The organism is Pseudoxanthomonas mexicana (assembly GCF_010093385.1).
Lineage (GTDB): Bacteria > Pseudomonadota > Gammaproteobacteria > Xanthomonadales > Xanthomonadaceae > Pseudoxanthomonas_A > Pseudoxanthomonas_A mexicana.
Genome location: NZ_PDWV01000007.1, coordinates 56386 through 75883, shown reverse-complemented (window position 1 = coordinate 75883; position 19498 = coordinate 56386). Strand labels below are relative to the sequence as shown.

The 19498-nt window shown below is 68.0% G+C and carries 17 protein-coding genes; 12 read left to right on the top strand and 5 right to left on the bottom strand.

Features of this window, described 5'->3' with window-relative positions; genetic code table 11:
• Positions 1 to 35 precede the first annotated feature (35 nt).
• The 12 genes from CSC76_RS04520 (at position 36) to CSC76_RS04465 (ending at position 10917) form a co-directional block, all read left to right on the top strand.
• Complete coding sequence (locus CSC76_RS04520; RefSeq protein WP_162108847.1) at positions 36 to 1457, top strand: aldehyde dehydrogenase; 1422 nt, start codon at positions 36 to 38, stop codon at positions 1455 to 1457.
• Positions 1458 to 1472: 15 nt separating this feature from the next.
• Positions 1473 to 2147 carry a carbonate dehydratase gene (can, locus tag CSC76_RS04515; RefSeq protein ID WP_162108846.1) on the top strand — a complete coding sequence of 225 codons (675 nt, stop codon included), beginning with the start codon at positions 1473 to 1475 and terminating at the stop codon, positions 2145 to 2147.
• Positions 2140 to 2535 carry a RidA family protein gene (locus CSC76_RS04510; protein ID WP_162108845.1) on the top strand — a complete coding sequence of 132 codons (396 nt, stop codon included), beginning with the start codon at positions 2140 to 2142 and terminating at the stop codon, positions 2533 to 2535. The genes can and CSC76_RS04510 overlap by 8 nt, the downstream gene beginning before the upstream one ends.
• A gap of 1 nt (position 2536) precedes the next feature.
• Positions 2537 to 3085 (top strand): 3-hydroxyanthranilate 3,4-dioxygenase, encoded by a 549-nt coding sequence (locus CSC76_RS04505; RefSeq protein WP_162108844.1) that lies wholly within the window; start codon positions 2537 to 2539, stop codon positions 3083 to 3085.
• 44 nt (positions 3086 to 3129) lie between these two features.
• Positions 3130 to 3771, top strand: a complete 642-nt coding sequence (locus tag CSC76_RS04500) for a nucleotidyltransferase domain-containing protein (RefSeq protein ID WP_162108843.1) — start codon at positions 3130 to 3132, stop codon at positions 3769 to 3771.
• On the top strand, positions 3755 to 4162 hold the full coding sequence (locus CSC76_RS04495) for a hypothetical protein (RefSeq protein ID WP_162108842.1): 408 nt from the start codon (positions 3755 to 3757) through the stop codon (positions 4160 to 4162). Before CSC76_RS04500 ends, CSC76_RS04495 begins: the two co-directional genes overlap by 17 nt.
• Before the next feature lie 78 nt (positions 4163 to 4240).
• Positions 4241 to 5251 carry an amidohydrolase family protein gene (locus CSC76_RS04490; RefSeq protein WP_162108841.1) on the top strand — a complete coding sequence of 337 codons (1011 nt, stop codon included), beginning with the start codon at positions 4241 to 4243 and terminating at the stop codon, positions 5249 to 5251.
• Between the two features lie 163 nt (positions 5252 to 5414).
• The gene (gene kynU, locus CSC76_RS04485; RefSeq protein WP_162108840.1) at positions 5415 to 6689 is read left to right on the top strand and encodes a kynureninase; all 1275 of its coding nucleotides are present in this window, start codon (positions 5415 to 5417) and stop codon (positions 6687 to 6689) included.
• A 15-nt stretch (positions 6690 to 6704) separates the two neighbouring features.
• Positions 6705 to 8075 (top strand): FAD-dependent oxidoreductase, encoded by a 1371-nt coding sequence (locus tag CSC76_RS04480; protein ID WP_162108839.1) that lies wholly within the window; start codon positions 6705 to 6707, stop codon positions 8073 to 8075.
• A 99-nt stretch (positions 8076 to 8174) separates the two neighbouring features.
• The gene (gene sbcB, locus CSC76_RS04475) at positions 8175 to 9614 is read left to right on the top strand and encodes an exodeoxyribonuclease I (RefSeq protein ID WP_162108838.1); all 1440 of its coding nucleotides are present in this window, start codon (positions 8175 to 8177) and stop codon (positions 9612 to 9614) included.
• Positions 9615 to 9671: 57 nt separating this feature from the next.
• A complete protein-coding gene (locus tag CSC76_RS04470) occupies positions 9672 to 10358 on the top strand; it encodes a DUF2461 domain-containing protein (RefSeq protein WP_162108837.1) in 687 nt (228 codons plus the stop codon).
• A 16-nt stretch (positions 10359 to 10374) separates the two neighbouring features.
• Entirely contained in the window at positions 10375 to 10917 is a 543-nt protein-coding gene (locus CSC76_RS04465) for a DUF2939 domain-containing protein (RefSeq protein WP_162108836.1), read from the top strand.
• Here the strand turns inward: CSC76_RS04465 and CSC76_RS04460 are convergent.
• The 5 genes from CSC76_RS04460 to CSC76_RS04440 all read right to left on the bottom strand — a co-directional run bounded on the left by CSC76_RS04460 (position 10810) and on the right by CSC76_RS04440 (position 19319).
• On the bottom strand, positions 10810 to 11664 hold the full coding sequence (locus CSC76_RS04460) for a hypothetical protein (protein WP_162108835.1): 855 nt from the start codon (positions 11662 to 11664) through the stop codon (positions 10810 to 10812). The genes CSC76_RS04465 and CSC76_RS04460 overlap by 108 nt on opposite strands.
• A gap of 99 nt (positions 11665 to 11763) precedes the next feature.
• Positions 11764 to 12675 carry a 5'-nucleotidase gene (locus CSC76_RS04455; RefSeq protein ID WP_162108834.1) on the bottom strand — a complete coding sequence of 304 codons (912 nt, stop codon included), beginning with the start codon at positions 12673 to 12675 and terminating at the stop codon, positions 11764 to 11766.
• Between the two features lie 39 nt (positions 12676 to 12714).
• On the bottom strand, positions 12715 to 13206 hold the full coding sequence (locus CSC76_RS04450) for a hypothetical protein (RefSeq protein ID WP_162108833.1): 492 nt from the start codon (positions 13204 to 13206) through the stop codon (positions 12715 to 12717).
• Between the two features lie 119 nt (positions 13207 to 13325).
• Positions 13326 to 14093, bottom strand: coding sequence for an NAD kinase (locus CSC76_RS04445; RefSeq protein ID WP_162108832.1), 768 nt, complete (start codon positions 14091 to 14093; stop codon positions 13326 to 13328).
• Between the two features lie 156 nt (positions 14094 to 14249).
• A complete protein-coding gene (locus tag CSC76_RS04440; protein ID WP_162108831.1) occupies positions 14250 to 19319 on the bottom strand; it encodes an NAD-glutamate dehydrogenase in 5070 nt (1689 codons plus the stop codon).
• Positions 19320 to 19498: the final 179 nt, after the last annotated feature.

Below are 19498 nucleotides of genomic sequence, written 5' to 3'. Positions count from 1 at the left end.
GGAAGGGGCTTGCCAGCCGGGTTAAGCTAGTGGGCATGGAACGCTACGGCCACTTCATCGATGGCGAACCGCGCCCCGCAGGCGCCTGGCGTCCCGTCTTCGAGCCGGCGTCGGCCGAGGTCTACGCCGAGGTCGCCGATGGCGGCGAGACCGAGGTGCTGGAGGCCGTCGAGGCCGCGGAAGCGGCCTTTCCGTCGTGGGCCGCACTGGCGCCCAGCGCCCGCGCCCGCTGGCTGGAACGGCTGGCCGACGCGCTGGAGGCCAGGCTGGCGCTTTTCGCGGCGGCGGAGTCGCGCGATGCCGGCAAGCCGCTGGCGCTGGCGCGCGACATCGAGATTCCCAGGGCGGTCGCCAACCTGCGCTTCTTCGCGCATGCGGCCACGCAGTTCGCCAGCGAATCGCACCACGGCGAGGCCGGGCTCAATTACACGCTGCGCGGACCGCTGGGCGTGGTGGCCGCGATATCGCCGTGGAACCTGCCGCTCTACCTGTTAACCTGGAAAATCGCGCCCGCGCTGGCCGCCGGCAACACCGTGGTGGCCAAACCGTCCGAGATCACACCCGCCACTGCGACGATGCTGGGCACGCTGGCGGCCGAGATCGGCCTGCCGCGTGGCGTACTGAACATCGTGCACGGCAGCGGGCCGGCCGTGGGCGAACCGCTGGTGCTGCATCCGGCCGTCAAGGCCGTGTCGTTCACCGGCAGCACCGCGGTGGGCCGGCGCATCGCCGGACTGGCCGGGCCGCAGCTGAAGAAGGTCTCGCTGGAACTGGGCGGCAAGAACGCCACGCTGGTGTTCGCCAACAGCGACTGGCGCGCCCACCTGGACACCCTGCTCCGCTCCGCCTTCCAGAACGCCGGCCAGATCTGCCTGTGTGGCTCGCGCCTGCTGGTGCAGCAGGCGATCCATGACGAATTCCGAGAAGCCCTGATCGATCGCGCCGGCGCGCTGCAGACCGGACCGCTGGACGGGCCGGCCACCCGGCTGGGCGCGATGGTGTCGCAGGCGCACTTCGAGAAGGTGCTCGGCTGCATCGCCCGTGCCCGCGTCGAAGGCGGGCGCGTGCTGACCGGCGGGCACGCGCTGGACCGGCCCGGCTGGTTCATCGCGCCCACGGTGATCGAAGGGTTGGGCCCGCAGGCCGCCACCAACCGCGAGGAGATCTTCGGTCCGGTGGTGACGCTGCAGTCCTTCGAGGACGAAGCGCACGCGCTGTCGCTGGCCAATGCCGGCGACTATGGACTGGCGGCGACCGTCTGGACGCGCGACCTGGACCGCGCCCACCGCCTGGCCGCGCAGCTGCGCGCCGGCGTCGTCTGGATCAACACCTGGATGACCCGCGACCTGCGCCCGCCGTTCGGCGGCACGGGCGCGTCCGGCCTGGGCCGCGAGGGCGGCCTGGAGGCCATGCGGTTCTTCACCGAACCCAAGAACGTCTGCATCGCATTGCGCTGAGGAAGAACCCAACGAATGAGCGAACTTTCCGAACTCGAGAAACTGCTGCAGAACAACCGCGACTGGGCCGACCGCATCAAGCAGGAAGACCCGGGCTTCTTCAAGCGGCTGTCGCAGCAGCAGTCCCCCCGCTACCTGTGGATCGGCTGCTCCGATTCGCGCGTACCGGCCAACCAGATCCTCGGGCTGGACCCCGGCGAGGTCTTCGTCCATCGCAACATCGCCAACGTGATGTCGCATGGCGACCTCAACGCGCTGTCGGTGATCCAGTTCGCCGTCGACATCCTGAAGGTCGAACACATCCTGCTGGTCGGTCACTACGGCTGCGGCGGCGTGCATGCGGCCATGACCGGCCTGCGCGTGGGCCTGGCCGACAACTGGCTGCGCCATGTGGCCGATGTGGCGATGAAGCACGCGGACCTGCTGGGGCAGGTCGATACCGAATCCCTGCGGCACGCGCGCCTGTGCGAGCTGAATGTGATCGAGCAGGTCTTCAACGTCTGCCAGACCACTGTCGTGCAGGATGCGTGGGCGCGTGGACAGCCGCTGGCGGTCCATGGCTGGGTCTACAGCCTGTTCGATGGGCGCGTGCGCGAGCTGGGCATGGACGTGGCCGCACAGGACGAACTGCAGCCGGCCTACCAGCGTGCCCTCGCCTCGGTGCCGCCCAAGGGCAAGCGCGATGAATGAAGGCGTGCAGGCCGCCGCCGCGCCCAGGCCGGTCGGCCGCTACCCGCATGCTCGGCGGGTAGGCGACCTGCTGTTCCTTTCGGGCATCGGCCCGCGCGATCCGGCCACCGACGCCATCCCTCCCGGCATCGAGGCGCAGGCGCGCGCGGTGTTCGCCAATGTCCGGTCCGTGCTGGAGGCCAGCGGCGCCCACTGGGATGACCTGGTGGACGTCACCGTGTACCTGACCGACATGGAGGGCGACTTCGGCGGTTACAACCGGGGGTGGGCCGAGTATTTTCCGGATGCCGCCAGTGCGCCCTGCCGCACGACCTTGGGCATCACGGCCCTGCCCACGCCCATCTCCATCGAACTCAAGTGCGTCGCGCACGTGCCGGAGCGCCGCTGACATGCTGCCGAACCCGCTCAACCTGCAGGCCTGGATCGAGGAACACCGCCATCTGCTGAAGCCGCCCGTCGGCAACAAGTGCATCTACGACGGGGATTTCATCGTGATGGTGGTGGGCGGCCCCAACCAGCGCACGGACTACCATTACGAAGAAGGCCCGGAGTGGTTCTACCAGCTGGAGGGCGAGATGGTGCTGCGCATCCAGGAGGATGGCGCCCCGCGCGACATCCCGCTCCGCGCCGGGGAAATCTTCCTGCTGCCCCCGCGCGTGCCGCATTCGCCGCAGCGGATGCCGGGCTCGGTCGGACTGGTGATCGAACGCAAACGCCTGCCGCACGAGGACGATGGCCTGCTCTGGTTCTGCGAGCGCTGCAACCACAAGGTGTACGAGGAATACTTCCACCTCAGCGACATCGAACAGGACTTCTTCCGCGTGTTCGAAGCCTTCTACCGCAACGACGACCTGCGCACCTGCAAGGCCTGCGGCCACCTGAACCCCCGGCCGAGCCGTTACGAGATGCAGGCGGACTCGCAGGCCGACATCACCTGAGCTTGCACTTACCCAATCTGGGCATTATCGTGCCCGATATGGGCATGAACGACTCCCTCCGTCCCGGGAAGGTCAGCGAGGCCGCGGCGCGTTATGCCGCGGCCAGCCTGTCCGGGGCGCTGTTCACCACCACCCAGCAACGCGTCCTGGCCTGCCTGTTCGGCGAGTCAGGGCGCAGCTATGCGGTCAATGAGCTCATCCAGGCCACGGGCGCCGGCAGCGGCGCCGTCCAGCGCGAGCTGGCCCGTCTGGCCGGCAGCGGCCTGCTGACCGTCGAGCATGTCGGTAACCAGAAGCGCTATCGCGCCAACCCCGACGCCCCGATCCACGATGAACTCGTCTCCATCGTCCGCAAGACCTTCGGCCTGGCCGAGCCGTTGCGCGAAGCGCTGGCACCGCTGTCCGACCGCATCCATGCCGCGTTCCTGTACGGTTCGATCGCCAAGGGCAGCGACACCGCCCGCAGCGACATCGATCTGATGGTGATTGCGGACGACCTGGCTTACGCCGAGATCATGCTGGCACTGCATCCCGTCGCGGAACGGCTGGGCCGGCCGATCAATCCCACCGTATACGCGCGCGACGGGTTGCGCAGCCGCCTGGATGCCGGCAACAGCTTCGTCGGCCGCGTACTGCAACAGCCGCGGCAATGGTTGACCGGAGGCGAAGATGCCCTCGCCGCTTGAGAAGCTGGCCGCCCACAGCGGCCCGCTCAGCCCGGAGCCACCCGACAAGAAGGAAACCGCCGGCCTGCTCCGCTCGGGACTCGCACGCCTGGCCGACGCCCACAACGAGGCGCTGTCGCTGGAGAGCCGCTTCGACCTGGCATACAACGCCGCGCACGCGATGAGCCTGGCGGCGCTACGCCGCGCGGGCTTCCGCGCCCGCCACCGCTACATCGTATTCCAGGTGCTGCCGCATACCCTGGGCTTGGGCCCAGAGGTGTGGCGCGTCCTAGCCAAGGCGCACGACCTGCGCAACCTGGCCGAGTACGAGGGCCACGTGGACGTCGACCGACGCCTGGTCAACGATCTGATCGCCGCCTGCGAGCGCGTGTCCGACGCGCTGGAACGATGACGGCGAACGCGATTTCAGTGATGGTCGCGTTCGGCACTGCAGCGCGAATTCCGGGCACGTCCCCCCTACAATCCCACGATGCTGAAGATCGACACTCATGCGCATTTCCTGCCCCGCGACTGGCCCGACCTGGCCGCCAAGTATGGGGACGTGCGCTTTCCGGTGATCCACCACGGCGACGACGGCCGCCACCGCATCTACAAGGACGGCAAGTTCTTCCGCGAAATCTGGCCCAAGACCTGGGACCCGGAAGAGCGCATCGCCGATTACGCCCGCTTCGGCGTGCAGGTGCAGGTCATCAGCACCGTGCCGGTGATGTTCAGCTATTGGGCCAAGCCGCATCACGCACTGGAACTGCACCAGGCGCTCAACGACCATACCGCCGCCGCCTGCCGCGACTACCCGCGCCACTATGCCGGCATCGGCACGGTGCCCCTGCAGTCGCCGCGCCTGGCCGTGCAGGAGCTGGAGCGCTGCATGGACCAGTTGGGCCTGCAGGGCGTGCAGATCGGCAGCCATGTCAACGACTGGAACCTGGATGCGCCCGAGCTGTTCGAGTTCTTCCAGGCGGCGAGCGAGCTGGGGGCGGCCATCCTGGTGCATCCCTGGGACATGATGGGCGCGACGTCGATGCCCAAGTACTGGCTGCCGTGGCTGGTCGGCATGCCGGCGGAGCAGTCGCGCGCGGCCTGCTGCCTGATCTTCGGCGGCGTACTGGAGCGCCTGCCCGAATTGAAGGTCTGCTTCGCCCACGGCGGCGGCAGCTTCCCGTACACCATTGGCCGCATCGAGCATGGCTTCAACATGCGCCCGGACCTGGTGGCCACCGACAACCCCCGCAACCCGCGCGACTACCTGGGCCGCGTGTACTTCGACTCCTGGGTCGCCGATCCGCGCGCACTGCGCTACCTGCTGGACACCGTCGGCCACGAGCGCGTGATGCTGGGCACCGACTATCCGTTCCCGCTGGGCGAACAGGAACCCGGGGCGGGCATCGCGGCTCTGGGCCTGGACGACACGCAGCAGGCACGCCTCTATCACGGTACGGCGCTGGAATGGCTGGGCCTGCCGGTGTCGAGGTTCCTATGATGGCGCTGTCTGTAGGAGCGACGTCAGTCGCGACCGTGTGGCAGGACATCGCGACGACTTTCACTTTTTCCGCGGGAAATCGGCCAATCCGATGCCATTGCTACCGACACACTCTGGTCGCGACTGACGTCGCTCCTACAACTTACCGACCCTATCCAACCCGATGACCGACCCGCTGTCCCGTACCCACATCATCGCGCTCGACGCCGCCGACCCGCTGCGGCCGCTCCGCAACGACTTCCTGATTCCGCGCCACAAGCACAATGACCAGATCTATTTCTGCGGCAACTCGCTGGGCCTGCAACCCAAGGGTGCCCGCGGCTACGTCAACGAAGTGCTGGACAAGTGGGCGAACGAGGCCGTCGAGGGCCACTTCACCGGCAGCGCGCAATGGATGACCTACCACGAACTGGTACGCGAGCCCCTGGCGCGACTGGTCGGCGCGCAGCCGTTGGAAGTGGTCGCGATGAACACGCTGACCGCCAACCTGCACCTGATGATGGTGAGCTTCTACCGGCCTACCACGGAGCGGCCGGCCATCCTGATGGAAGCCGGGGCGTTTCCCTCCGACCGGCATGCGATGGAGTCCCAGATCCGCTTCCACGGCTTCGATCCTGCGACGGACCTGATCGAAGTGGAGCCGGACCAACAGGACGGCACGTTCTCGATGGCCGCCATCGAGCGTGCCATCGCCGAACACGGCCCGCGCCTGGCGCTGGTGCTGTGGCCCGGCATCCAGTACCGCACCGGCCAGGCGTTCGACCTGGCGGAGATCGCGCGGCTCGGCCATGCGCAGGGTGCCGTGGTCGGCGTCGACCTGGCGCACGCGGTGGGCAACCTGCCGTTGCGGCTGCACGACAGCGGGGTGGATTTCGCGGTGTGGTGCCACTACAAGTACCTCAACTCCGGACCGGGCGCCGTCGCCGGCTGCTTCGTGCATGCGCGGCACGCGGAGACGGACCGTCCGCGTTTCGCGGGCTGGTGGGGTCATGAAAAGAACTCCCGTTTCCGCATGGGGCCCGAGTTCGTGCCCACGCCGGGCGCCGAAGGGTGGCAGCTGAGCAATCCGCCGATCCTGGGACTGGCCCCCCTGCGCGCTTCACTGGAGCTGTTCGACAAGGCCGGCGGCATGGAGGCGGTGCGCACCAAGTCGCTGAAGCTGACCGGCCTGCTGGAGGCCCTGATCCGGGCACGCCTAGCCGATGTGCTGCAGATCGTCACACCCGCCGATCCGGCACAGCGCGGCGCGCAGTTGTCGCTGCGCGTCGCGGGCGGGCGCGACCGCGGGCGCGAGCTGTTCGAGTACCTGATGTCCGTGGGCGTGGTCGGCGACTGGCGCGAGCCGGACGTGATCCGCATTTCCCCTGCCCCGCTGTACAACCGCTACATGGATGTCCACCGCTTCGTCGAGGAAGTCGAGACGTGGCGGGGGTTCTGACCCGGAGGAAACATCGTGGGCACTGACGCTCGGCGACACATCACTATCATCGGGGCTGGCCTGGCCGGCGCCCTGCTGGCCACGCTGATGGCGCGTGCGGGCTGGCGTGTCGACGTGCATGAGAAGCGCGGCGACCCGCGCGTGAAGGGCTACGAGGGCGGCCGCTCCATCAACCTGGCCCTGGCCGAACGTGGCCGCCATGCGCTGCGCATGGCCGATGCCGATACCGCCGTGATGCGCCAAGCCGTGATGATGCGCGGACGCATGGTCCACGCGCTGGACGGCCGCCAGCAGCTGCAACGCTACGGACGCGACGATTCCGAGGTGATCTGGTCCATCCATCGGGGCGACCTGAACATCACGCTGCTGGATCTGGCCGAACAGGCCGGCGCGCGCCTGCATTTCCACCACCGGCTGGAAGGCGTCGATTTCGATGCCCATGTCGCGCGCTTCGTCGATGACCGAGATGGCCGTCGCATCGAATGCACCTTCTCCGCGCTGGTCGGTGCCGATGGCGCCGGCTCCTCGCTGCGTGCGGCGATGCAGGCACGCGAGGACCTGGGCGAGCGGACCGAGTTCCTCGACCACGCCTACAAGGAACTGGAAATCCCGCCCGCCGCGGATGGCGGTTTCATCATGGAGCCCCATGCGCTGCACATCTGGCCGCGCGGCCACTACATGTGCATCGCCCTGCCCAACGACGAACGCACCTTCACCGTCACCCTGTTCCTGCCGAACGAGGGCGACCCCAGCTTCGCCAGCGTGCGCACCGGGGCGGAGGCGAAGGCGCTGTTCCTGCGCGACTTTCCCGACGCCGTGCCGCTGATCCCCGAGTTGGAACAGGATTGGGAAGCCAACCCGGTCGGACTGCTCGCCACGCTGTATCTGGACCGGTGGCATCTCAGCGGCCAGGCCGTGCTGCTGGGGGACGCGGCCCACGCGATGGTGCCGTTCCACGGCCAGGGCATGAACTGTGCGTTCGAGGACTGCGTGGCCCTGGCACGCCACCTTCAGGCCACCGACGACCTGGCCACCGCTTTCGCTGCGTTCGAAGCCGAGCGCAAGCCCGATGCGCTGGCCATCCAGCAGATGGCGCTGGAGAACTACGTCGAGATGCGCGACAAGGTGGACGACCAGGGCTTCCTGCTGCAGCGCGAACTGGAACTGGCCCTGCAGCAGCGCCACCCCGGCCGCTTCGTCCCCCATTACACGATGGTCAGTTTCATGCGCATTCCGTATTCCCTGGCCAGGCACCGCAGCGAGCTGCAGCGCGACCTGCTGGTTCGCCACACGCAAGGGCGCGCGACGCTGGAGGGGCTGGACTGGACCGCGGTGGACGCGGATGTCGTGGCCACCCTGCCCCCGCTGGAGGACATTCCGGGATGAGCACAGGCATCGCCCTCGGCAGGCATGCCGTTCTTGCAGCGATTTCCATGCGGGTCGCGCAGCACACCATGTCCACGAACCGCTGAAGGCAGGCCCGCGATGGCTGGAAGCTTCCTGTTCTACGACCTGGAGACCTTCGGCGCCGATCCGCGGCGCAGTCGCATCGCCCAGTTCGCCGCGGTGCGCACCACGCCGGCGCTGGACGTGATGGAGGAGCCGCTCAGCTTCTTCGTGCAGCCGGCGGACGACCTGCTGCCCTCGCCCATCGCCACCCTGATCACCGGCATCACGCCTCAGCGGGCGCTGCACGAAGGCGTGAACGAAGCCGAGGCCTTTGCGCGCATCGCCGACGAGATGGGGCGCCCCGAGACCTGCACCCTCGGCTACAACAGCCTGCGCTTCGACGACGAATTCATCCGCCACGGGCTGTTCCGCAACTTCCACGAACCCTACGAGCGCGAGTGGCGCGGCGGCAACTCGCGCTGGGACCTGCTGGACGTGATGCGGCTGATGCATGCGCTGCGGCCCGACGGGATCGTCTGGCCGCGGCGGGAGGACGGCGCCACCTCGTTCCGGCTCGAACACCTGGCGCTGGCCAACCGGGTCCGCGACGGCGATGCCCACGAAGCGCTGTCTGACGTGTTCGCCACCATCGGCCTGGCCCGGCTGATGCGTCAGGCGCAGCCGCGCCTGTGGGATTACGCGCTGCAGCTGCGCGACAAGCGCTTCGCCGCGCGCCTGCTGGATACCACCGCGATGCTGCCGGTCCTGCATGTTTCACAGCGCTACCCCGCCAGCCGGCTGTGCGCGGCGCCGGTGCTGCCGCTGGCGCGTCATCCGCGGATCGACAACCGCGTGGTGGTGTTCGACCTGGACAGCGACCCGGCACCGCTGCTGACGATGGCACCCGCCGACATCGCCGACCGGCTGTACACCCCGGCGGCCGATCTGCCGGAGGGTGAACAGCGCGTGCCGCTGAAGGAAGTGCACCTGAACCGGTCCCCCGCCCTGGCGGCGTGGTCGCACCTGCGGCCGGCCGACATGGACCGCCTGGGCATCGATCCGTCGCGCTGCGAGCGCCACGCCACGATGCTGCGCCAGGCCGGCCCCGCCCTGGCGGAGAAGGTGCGCCAGGTGTTCGCGGGCGAACGCATAAGCCCCCCCGGCGACGTGGACGCCTCGCTGTACGACGGCTTCCTGGGCGATGCGGACAAGCGGCGCTTCACCGACGTGCGCACCACGCCGCCTGCCCTGCTCGGCCAGCGCGATTTCGGGTTCCGCGATGCGCGCCTGCCGGAATTGCTGTTCCGCTACCGGGCACGCAACTGGCCCGGTACGCTCGCGCCGGAAGAGCGGGAACGTTGGGATGCCTACCGTCGCGACCGCCTTGCAGCGGGCAGCAACCTGTCGGAGTACAGCTTCGAGAGCTTCGATGCCGAACTGTCGGCCTTGCGCGCCAGCCACGGGGGCGATGCCGGGCGGCTGGCCCTGCTGGACAAGCTGCAGCAGTGGCGCCAGGAGCTGGAAGCGGGCCTCTAGCGCACATCGAGGACAATCCTGTCGGTCATTTGACGCCGGCCTGACTACAATCGGCACATGGCCACCTACTTCTCGGATGCCAGCTTCAAGTTCCTGCGCGGACTGGCCCGCCACAACGACAAGACCTGGTTCAACGCCCACAAGGCGCAGTACGAAGACCATGTACGCCAGCCGTTCCTTCGCCTGCTGACCGACCTGCAGCCCGACCTCGCCGCGGTCAGCCTGCACTTCCGCTCGGACCCGAAGACCGTCGGCGGCTCGCTGTTCCGCATCTATCGCGACGCCCGTTTCTCCAACGACAAATCGCCGTACAAGTCGTGGCAGGGCGCACGCCTGTTCCACGAGCGCCACAAACAGGTGCCCGCGCCGTCGTTCTACCTGCACCTGCAGCCGGGGGAGTGCTTCGTCGGTGCCGGCCTGTGGCATCCGGAACCCGACACGCAGCGCCGGGTCAGGCAGTTCATCCTGGACAATCCGGGAAGCTGGAAGAAGGCCGCGCACGATACATCCTTCCGTCGGCGCTTCGAGTTCGAGGAAAGCGAAAAGCTGGTGCGGCCGCCGCGCGGATTTCCCACCGACTTCGAGTTCATCGAGGATCTGAAACACCGCAACTTCGTGTTCTGGCGTTCGCTCGACGATGCCACGATGACCGGGCCGCGCCTGCGGCATACCGTGGCGGGTGACCTCAAGGCACTGGGGCCGTTCGTGGACTACCTGTGCGCCGCACTGGACCTGGAGTTCTGAACCGGAGGCCCTGCCCATGAAGAAGCCGCTCGTGATCGGCCTGCTGCTCGCCGCGATCGTCGCCCTGGCCAGCTACGTCGCGGCCGGTCCTTACCTGGCCCTCCACGGCATCCGCACCGCACTGGCCGAGCAGGACACCGCCAGGCTGGAGCGGCACGTGGATTTTCCCGCACTGCGCGTCAACCTGCGCGCACAGGTGGAGGACCATCTCGCGCGCCAGGCCGGGCCGTACGTCTCGTCCAGCCTGTTCGGCGCAGCCGCGCTATCCCTGGCCAACCAGGTCCTTGGTCGGGGGGTGGATACGCTGGTCACGCCGATGGGTATCGCCGCCCTGTTGCAGGGGCGGGCGACCTGGAAGCGCGCAGTCGGCGAGACGGTCGGCGGCGACACCTATGCGCCCGCCGTGCCGGCCGAGCCCCTGAAGCCCGCCGAGCACCACTACGAGTCCCTGTCACGCTTCACCGCCACGGTGCAGGACGGGGATGGCGACCCGATCGTCTTCGTGATCACGCGCCAGGGGCTGCGCTGGCGTCTGACCGATATCCGCCTGCCCCTCTGATCCGCCCCATGAAGGCCTGCCAGTCGCTCGCGGAGCCCGTGCCCACGCGGCTCGTGCATCCGGCAGCGCCAAGCGGAACAGATCGGCGATCGTGTGCACGTCGTCGAGCAAGGCATCACGTGCGAGTGCCTCGGCCTCGTCCCGGGGCTCGGTGTCGTGCCAAAGCACCGCCAGCAGACTGATCTTCTTTTCGTAGGCATCAACCGGCGTTGCACCGCTGACGCGCTCGATCCGGCGGGTCCAACTGCTTTGCCAGTAGAAGTCGCGCTGGTCGGCGAAATGCTCGCAGCGCGGCAGAAAGTACGGTGGCCCGTCGGCGACTTCCAGCACGTCCAGCCCTTCGGTGATCGTGAAGGCGTAGACGCGTTCGCCATCGTGGGCGAAGCGGGTTTCGGGTATCAGTTGGAACCGGTCCGCGTCGGCCTCAGGCACCCAGGCTCCCCTGCAGTAAAGCCGAGTGCCGACACGCGCGTAATGCGGCGACAGCACCTCGAACGCATCAAGTGCCTCACGCGGCACGCGCATCACCCGGATCTTGTTGGGCAGCCAGTAGCTGACGTAGTGCAGTCTTCGCCCATCGTCCACGTACGCCCAGAAATCCGGCCCTTCACCGCCCTGCTTCAACACGCGGCTGCGGGCGGCAGGCAGTTCCAGGTCGTAGACCTTCTCTTCCAGGATCCGTTGGCTGCCCCATTCCCTCCGCCGGTGCAGCAGATGCAGGCGGCCTTCGCGTTCTTCCAGGCACACGACGCATTCTCCCCGAGACTCCGCGCGGCTGCGGAGTGGCTTTCGCCTATACCTATCGAGGCACCCCCCCGCGCCCGGACAGGCGCATCGGGATAGGCATCACGGATTGGCAATCCCATGCGGTACGTGGCCAGCGGCGACGTGATGGCGCGCACTGTCTATGTTGTGCTGCGAGTCGTCGAAGAAGATATCCGCCCCGAAGGCTTCCAGGAACGGCCCCTTGTGGCGGCCGCCCAGGAACAGCGCTTCGTCCAGGCGCACACCCCACTCGCGCAGCGTGCGGATGACCCGCTCGTGCGCGGGCGCCGAGCGCGCGGTGACCAGCGCCGTGCGGATCGGCGAACGTTCATCGGCCGGGAACACCTGCTGCAGCTGGTGCAGCGCCGACAGGAAGTTGCGGAAGGGACCACCGGACAACGGCTCGCGCGCACGCGCCTGCTCGTGCTTGCCGAAAGCCTCCACGCCCTGTTCGCGCGAGATGCGTTCGCTCTCGTCGCCGAAGATCACCGCGTCGCCATCGAAGGCGATGCGCAGCTGGTGCTCGTGGCGTTGCTGCTGGGGCGCACTGGCTGGCAGGATCGTCGCCGCGGCGATGCCATGTTCCAGCGAGCGGCGTACGGATTCGGGGTTCGCCGACAGGAACAGATCGGTGCCGAACGGCTTCACGTAGGGCCAGGTGGGTTCGCCGGCCGTGAACGTGGCGCGCACGATGCCCAGGCCGTAGTGCTGGATGGAATTGAAGATGCGCAGCCCGGTATCGGCCGAGTTGCGCGACAGCAGGATCACCTCCACCCGCGGCGTATCGGGCGGCGCGCCGGCGTTCAGTGCCAGCAGTTTGCGCACCACCGGGAACGCGATGCCGGGCGCCAGCACGTCGTCCTCGTGCGTGCGCTGGTAGTCGCTGTAGGCCTGCACACCCTCGCGCTCGTACAGGGCGTGGCTCTCTTCCAGGTCGAACAGCGCACGCGAGGTGACCGCGACGGTAAGCAGGCGGGGAGGGGTGTCGGCCATGCGCACAGTATCCGTCATCCGCGCGCCCTGCGTGAGACGCTAGCTCCCCGGCGGCGCCGCAATGCGCAACTGGGCTGGCGGTCCGCGCCGGTTATCAGGCGTCACCGCACGCACTTCCACCACCAGGTCGATCGGCTGCTGCTGCGCCGGTGGCCCGTCCTGCCAGAGGAAGACGAACTCGCTGCGCCGCCCGTCCACGCGACCGGTCACCGGGGCCTTCGGGAAGATGGACAGCCTGTCCTCGCCCCCTACCACGCGGAACTCGAAGCCCAGCTCACGCAGTTTGTAGTCTGTGCCCCGCGGCCACTCCACGCTCATCGTCAGCAGGCCGCTGGCGTCACAGGACGCCCGGCCATTGATGCCGCGCGTCAGGCTGACCATCTCCAGCGCCGGCGCGCGCAGGGCATCGCCCGCCTCCGCTGACGGAACGGCGGCGACGGCGAACGGCGCCGTGCCGGTGGACAGGTTGCAGGCCGCTGCATCGGCCACGATCAGACAGGCGAAGATCGCCAACGTGCATGTCAACTGCATCTGAACCCCTCCCCGGGTGGATGCGAACCGGACCGCTACGCGGCGCTGGATAACACGCGCCGGCAAAGGGCGGCAAGCCGCAGTGCGGCGGAATCGCGCTGTCCCGGAGACATTGCGACTCAGGTCATGAATTGCTCGCTGAGAATGCGCTCTTCGAGGTTGTGTTCGCGATCGAACAGCAGGGTGACCATGCGGTCGCGGGATTCGCGGATGGTCACTTCCACCACATCACGCACCTCGTGCGAATCGGCGGTGGCACTGACCGGCCGCTTGTAGGGGTCGAGCACACGGAAGCGGACTTCGGTGTCGGCCTTGAGGATGGCGCCCCGCCAGCGGCGCGGACGGAACGGCGCGATCGGCGTCAGCGCGATGGTGTTCGACCCGAGTGGAAGGATCGGCCCATGGGCGGAGAAGTTGTATGCGGTACTGCCGGCCGGCGTGGCGGTCAGCACGCCATCGCAGATCAGTTCGTCCAGCCGCGTCTCACCGTTGAGGTCGATACGGATGTGCGCGGCCTGGCGGGTCTGGCGCAGCAGCGACACCTCGTTGTACGCGAGCGACGAGATCGATGTACCGGATTCAGTCATCGCCGTCATTTCCAGCGGGCGCAGCTTGGCAGGTTCCGCCGCGGCGATACGCTCGATCAGTCCGTCGGGCCGGTACTGGTTCATCAGGAAACCGACGGTACCCAGCTTCATCCCGAACACCGGCCTGCCCAGCGCGCCATGCCGGTGCAGCGTCTGCAGCATGAAACCATCGCCACCGAGCGCGCACAGGACATCGGCCTGGTCGGGCGCATGCGCGCCATGCTCGGCCTGCAGCACGGCCAATGCCTGCTGCGCCTCCGGCGTGGGGCTGGCGAGGAAGGCGATGCGGGGTGTGGTCATCCGTGGCTCCATCGTCGGGCCTGCACAGCGTACATAAAAAAACGTCGGGAGCGCTTTCTGACGACGCGTCGCGTGGGCCCACCGGGTGGCTGCCATGAAGGGCGGCCACAAAAAAGGCGGCCCGAAGGCCGCCTTGTCGACACATGCAGGCGATGCTCAGCCCTGCGAGGCCAGCTGCCCCAGGCGCTGCACCGCCACCGATGCGGTCGGGTAGTCCAGCGTCTTCTGCGCCGCCAGCTCGTCGAGCATGTTCAGCGTGAAGCGCAAGCCCGCATCGTCGCGGCCCAGCCAAGCCCTGACCTTCGCGTCGGCGTTGCCGCCCGGCAGCGACAGCACCTGGTTGGTCAGGGTGCGCTGGTGGGCGGCCAGTTCGTCGCGCAAGACGCCTCGCGCCACCGCATGCCAGCGGCCATCCACCTTCAGGGCCTCGATCTGGTCCTGCAGCCAGGGCAGGTGCAGCGCCTCGCCCAGGCGGTAGTGGACCTTCGATACCTCGACCGGCTTGAGCTTGCGCGCACGCGCCAGCTCGATGATGTCGCAGGACGGCTCCAGATACGGCAGCGCCGCGATCTGGCCGGCCAGCCCAGCAGGCAGGCCCTTGTCCTTCCACGCCTGCAGGCTGGCGTTGTACGCCGGGCGCAGCGAGTCGGGCAGCACGCCATCGGCCGCGCGGATCTCGTTGAAGCCATCGTGGTAGCGCTCCACCGCCGTGGCGATAGCGGGGATCGGACCCTGCCGGGTCAGCAGCCAGCGGGTGAAGTTGCGCTGCACCTGCCAGATGACCTGCAAAGCGTCGATCTGCACCGACTCCGGCACCTTGCCGTCCAGCGCGTCGATCTGGTTCCACAGCGCCCGCGCATCCAGCGTCTCGCGGGGGATGGTGAACGCCTGGGCCACTTCCGCCGGCGAACGGCCCGTGTCTTCCTGCATGCGCAGCAGGAACGTGGCGCCCATCCGGTTGATGGTGGTGTTGGTGACCGCCGTGGCGATGATCTCGCGCTTCAGGCGGTGCTTCTCCATCTCCGTGGCGTACTTCTTCTGCAGCGGCTGCGGGAAGTAGCGCTGCAGCTCCTTGGACAGGTACGGATCCTCGGGGATATCGGATTCCAGCAGCTGCTGGAACGCGACCAGCTTGGAGTACGACAGCAGCACCGACAGCTCCGGCCGCGTCAGCCCCTGCCCGCGCGCCTTGCGCTCGGCCAGCTCGGCGTCGGATGGCAGGAACTCGATCTGGCGGTCCAGCAGGCCCTGCGATTCCAGGGTCTGGATGAAGTGCTGCTTGGAACCCAGGCGCGACACGCTCATGCGCTCCATCAGGCTGATGGCCTGGTTCTGGCGGTAGTTGTCCCACAGCACCAGGTCGGCCACTTCGCCGGTCATGTCCGCCAGCAGCTTGTTGCGGGCGTCCATCGACAGCTTCTTCGCCTGCACCACGCCGTTGAGCAGGATCTTGATGTTCACCTCATGGTCGGAGGTGTCCACGCCGGCGGAGTTGTCGATGAAGTCGGTATTGAGCAGCACGCCGTGCTGCGCGGCCTCGATGCGGCCCAGCTGGGTCAGGCCCAGGTTGCCGCCCTCGCCCACCACCTTGCAGCGCAGGTCGCGGCCGTCGACGCGCAGGCCGTTGTTGGCGCGGTCGCCGACGTCGGCGTGCGTCTCGTTGCTGGCCTTCACGTACGTGCCGATGCCGCCGTTCCACAGCAGATCCACCGGCGCCTTCAGGATGGCGCTCATCAGCTCGTTGGGCGTCATGGACTTCACGCCGTCGGCGATGCCGAGCGCGGCCCGCACTTCCGGCGTGATGTCGATGGACTTGGCGCTGCGCGGATGGATGCCGCCGCCCTTGGAGATCAGCTTGGCGTCGTAGTCCGCCCAGCTGGAGCGCGGCACCTTGAACATGCGGGCGCGTTCCTTGAACGACCTGGCCGCATCCGGGTTTGGATCCAGGAAGATATGGCGGTGATCGAACGCCGCGACCAGACGGATGTGCTCCGACAGCAGCATACCGTTGCCGAACACGTCGCCGGACATGTCGCCGATGCCCACGCAGGTGAAGTCCTGCGTCTGCGAATCGCGGCCGAGCGCGCGGAAGTGGCGCTTGACCGATTCCCAGGCTCCGCGGGCGGTGATGCCCATGCCCTTGTGGTCGTAGCCCACCGACCCGCCGGACGCGAAGGCGTCGCCCATCCAGAAGCCGTGCGCAAGGGCCAGGCCGTTGGCGATGTCGGAGAACGTGGCCGTGCCCTTGTCGGCCGCGACCACCAGGTACGGGTCGTCCTGGTCGTGGCGCACCACGTCCACGGGCGGCACGATCCTGTTGCCCACGATGTTGTCGGTGATGTCCAGCAGACCCTGGATGAACAGCTTGTAGCAGGCGATGCCTTCAGCCAGCACCGCATCGCGGTCGCCGCCCACCGGCGGACGCTTGACGAAGAAGCCGCCCTTCGCACCGACCGGGACGATGACGGTGTTCTTCACCATCTGGGCCTTCACCAGGCCCAGCACCTCGGTGCGGAAATCCTCGCGTCGATCGGACCAGCGCAGGCCGCCACGGGCCACCGGACCAAAGCGCAGGTGCACGCCTTCCACGCGCGGGCCGTACACGAAGATCTCGCGGTACGGACGCGGCTTGGGCAGGTCCGGCACCTTGGCCGAATCGAACTTGAAACTGATCGTGTGGGCCGGCTGGCCGTCCTTGCCGCGCTGGTAGAAGCTGGTGCGCAGCGTGGCTTCGATCGCGCCCATGAAACCGCGCAGGATGCGGTCGTCGTCCAGGCTGGACACGCGGTCCATCAGCTTCAGCAGCGCCCTGTGCGCGGCTTCGATCTGCTGCTCGCGCTTGCCGCCACGGGCTTCGACCAGGGCCGCCAGCGTCTTGGCGGCCGCCTCGTCGTCGCCCGCCAGCGCCTTCAGCTGCTCGGCGAAGCGGTCCTGGCCTTCCTTGATCTGGGCCTTGCTCTCGCTGCCGGTCGCCGGATCGAAACGGGCCTCGAACAGCTCCACCAGCAGGCGGGCCAACAGGGGATAGCGGTTGAGCGTTTCTTCCACGTAGCTCTGCGAGAACGGCACGCCGGTCTGCAGCAAATACTTGCAGTAGCCGCGCAGCAGCGCGACCTGGCGCCAGGCCAGCCCGGCGCCCAGCACCAGCTTGTTGAAGCCGTCGTTCTCCGCGTCGCCGCGCCAGATGCGCGCGAAGGCCTCCTCGAACGCAGGCGCCAGGCGCTCGACATCGAATGCGCCGTTGACCGGTTCGACCTCGAACTCCTGGATGTAGCGCGCACCCTGTGCGGTCTCCAGGCGGAACGGATGCTCGGAGATCACGCGCAGGCCCATGTTCTCCATCAGCGGCAGCGCGTCGGACAGGGGGATGTCGGTTTCCTGCCGGTACAGGTTCAGGCGCAGGCGACCCTGCCCCGGACGCTTGCGGCGCGACTCATGCAGGCTCAGGCGCAGGTCGTCCTTGCCGGTCAGCGCGGCCAGGTGCTCGACGTCGCGCGCGGCGCCTTCCGGCGACACCACTTCGATGTAGCCCGCCGGCAGGGCACGGCCATAGCCACCGGCCAGCAGCAGGCCCTTGGATTCGCCATGGCGGGAGATCAGGGTTTCGCGCAGGTCGTCCTGCCAGTTGCGCAGCAGGTGGGCGATGTCGCCTTCCAGCGCCGAGGTGTCGACCTCGACCTGCTCGCCCGCCTTCGGACGGATGGTGATGTGCAGCTGCGCCAGCGGCGATTCGCCCAACAGTACGCTGCTGTCGACGTACTCTCCCCGCATGGCGTCCTTCAGCAGCGACTCGATGCGCAGGCGCACGTCGGTATTGAAGCGTTCGCGCGGGATGTAGACCAGCGCCGAATAGAAACGGCCGTAACGGTCGCGGCGCAGGAACAGCTTGCTGCGCACGCGCTCCTGCAGGCCCAGGATGCCCATCGCCGTGCGGTAGAGCTCCTCATCGCTGGACTGGAACAGTTCCTCGCGCGGGAGGGTTTCCAGGATGTGGCGCAGGGCCTTGCCGCTGTGGCCGCTCGGCGACAGCCCGGACTTTTGCATCACGTATTCGTGGCGCTCGCGCACCAGCGGGATCTCCCACGGGCGGCGGTTGTAGGCGCTGGAGGTGTACAGGCCGATGAAACGCTGCTCGGCGATCGGGTTGCCCTTGGCGTCGAACTCGAGCACGCCGATGTAGTCCATGTTGCCCGGGCGGTGCACGGTGGAACGGCGGTTGGTCTTGGTGAGGATCAGCGCGTCCACCGAGCCGCCCTGCGGCAGGTAGTGCGCGGCCAGCGTCTTGATGTTGCGCGGCGGCGTGGTGTCGCCCTCGCGCAGCAGGCCCAGGCCGCTGTCCTCGACGGCCGCCAGGATTCCCGTGCCCTTCTCCACGCGGTACTCGCGGTAGCCGAAGAACGTGAAGTGATCGGCGGCAGCCCAGCGCAGGAACTCCTGCGCCTCGCGACGCCCTTCGTCATCGGCCGGCATGCGGCGGGTGGCCATGTCGTCGGCCAGGGCCAGCATCTTCTCGCGCATGGCGGACCAGTCGCGCACGATGGCACGCACTTCGTCCAGCACGCTGCGGATGCGCTTCTCGACCTGCGCCATCTCCTCCGGCGGCAGGCGGTCGATCTCGAGCAGCATCAGCGACTCGTGCTTGCCCTCGCCCACGGCAGTGACCTTGCCCGCCCGGTCGCGGGTGAAACGCACCAGCGGATGTCCCAGCACGTGCACACCCACGCCCATCTCGGCCAGCGCCATGCTCACCGAATCGACCAGGAAGGGCATGTCGTCGTTGACGATCTGCAGCACCGTGTGCGGCGAATCCCAGCCGTGCGACTTCTGCGTGGCGTTGAACACGCGCACGTTCGCCGCACCCGGCTTGCGAAGGCGCGCGAACGCCAGCATGTCCGTGGCGATGGCGGCCCAGCCCTCGGCGCCGTGGTGCGGGTACTCGTCTTCCTCCATGCGCTTGTAGAAGGCTTCGGCGAAGGTCCTCGCCTCCGCCTGGGCGCTGGCGCCGGAAATGCGCTTGCGGATCGCGTCCAGGATCGGGGCCAGCGTGAACGCTTCCGCCGTCGAGGCCACCCCTGCCTTGCCCTTCGCGGCCTTCGCCGCCTGCACCGGTCGGGCGGCCACCTTCTTGGTGGGCGTCGCCTTCGGGGTCACCGCCTGGGTGGCCTGGGAGGCTTCCGGTTTGGACGTCTGTTTCGAGGCTTTCTTCGGGCTGCGTGCAGCGTTCATGCAGAGAGTGGCTCAACAAGTGGTAGTCGAATGGTCATTGTATCCCCCGACACCATGACAAGACTTGTTGCGCGGCCACATAAGCAATGCTTGCAAACCTTGGCCGGATTTGTTTGCCCGCGCATGCACCACAGGATGCGCGCGCCTGCGGACACCATGCGGTGGCGCATGGCGGAAGC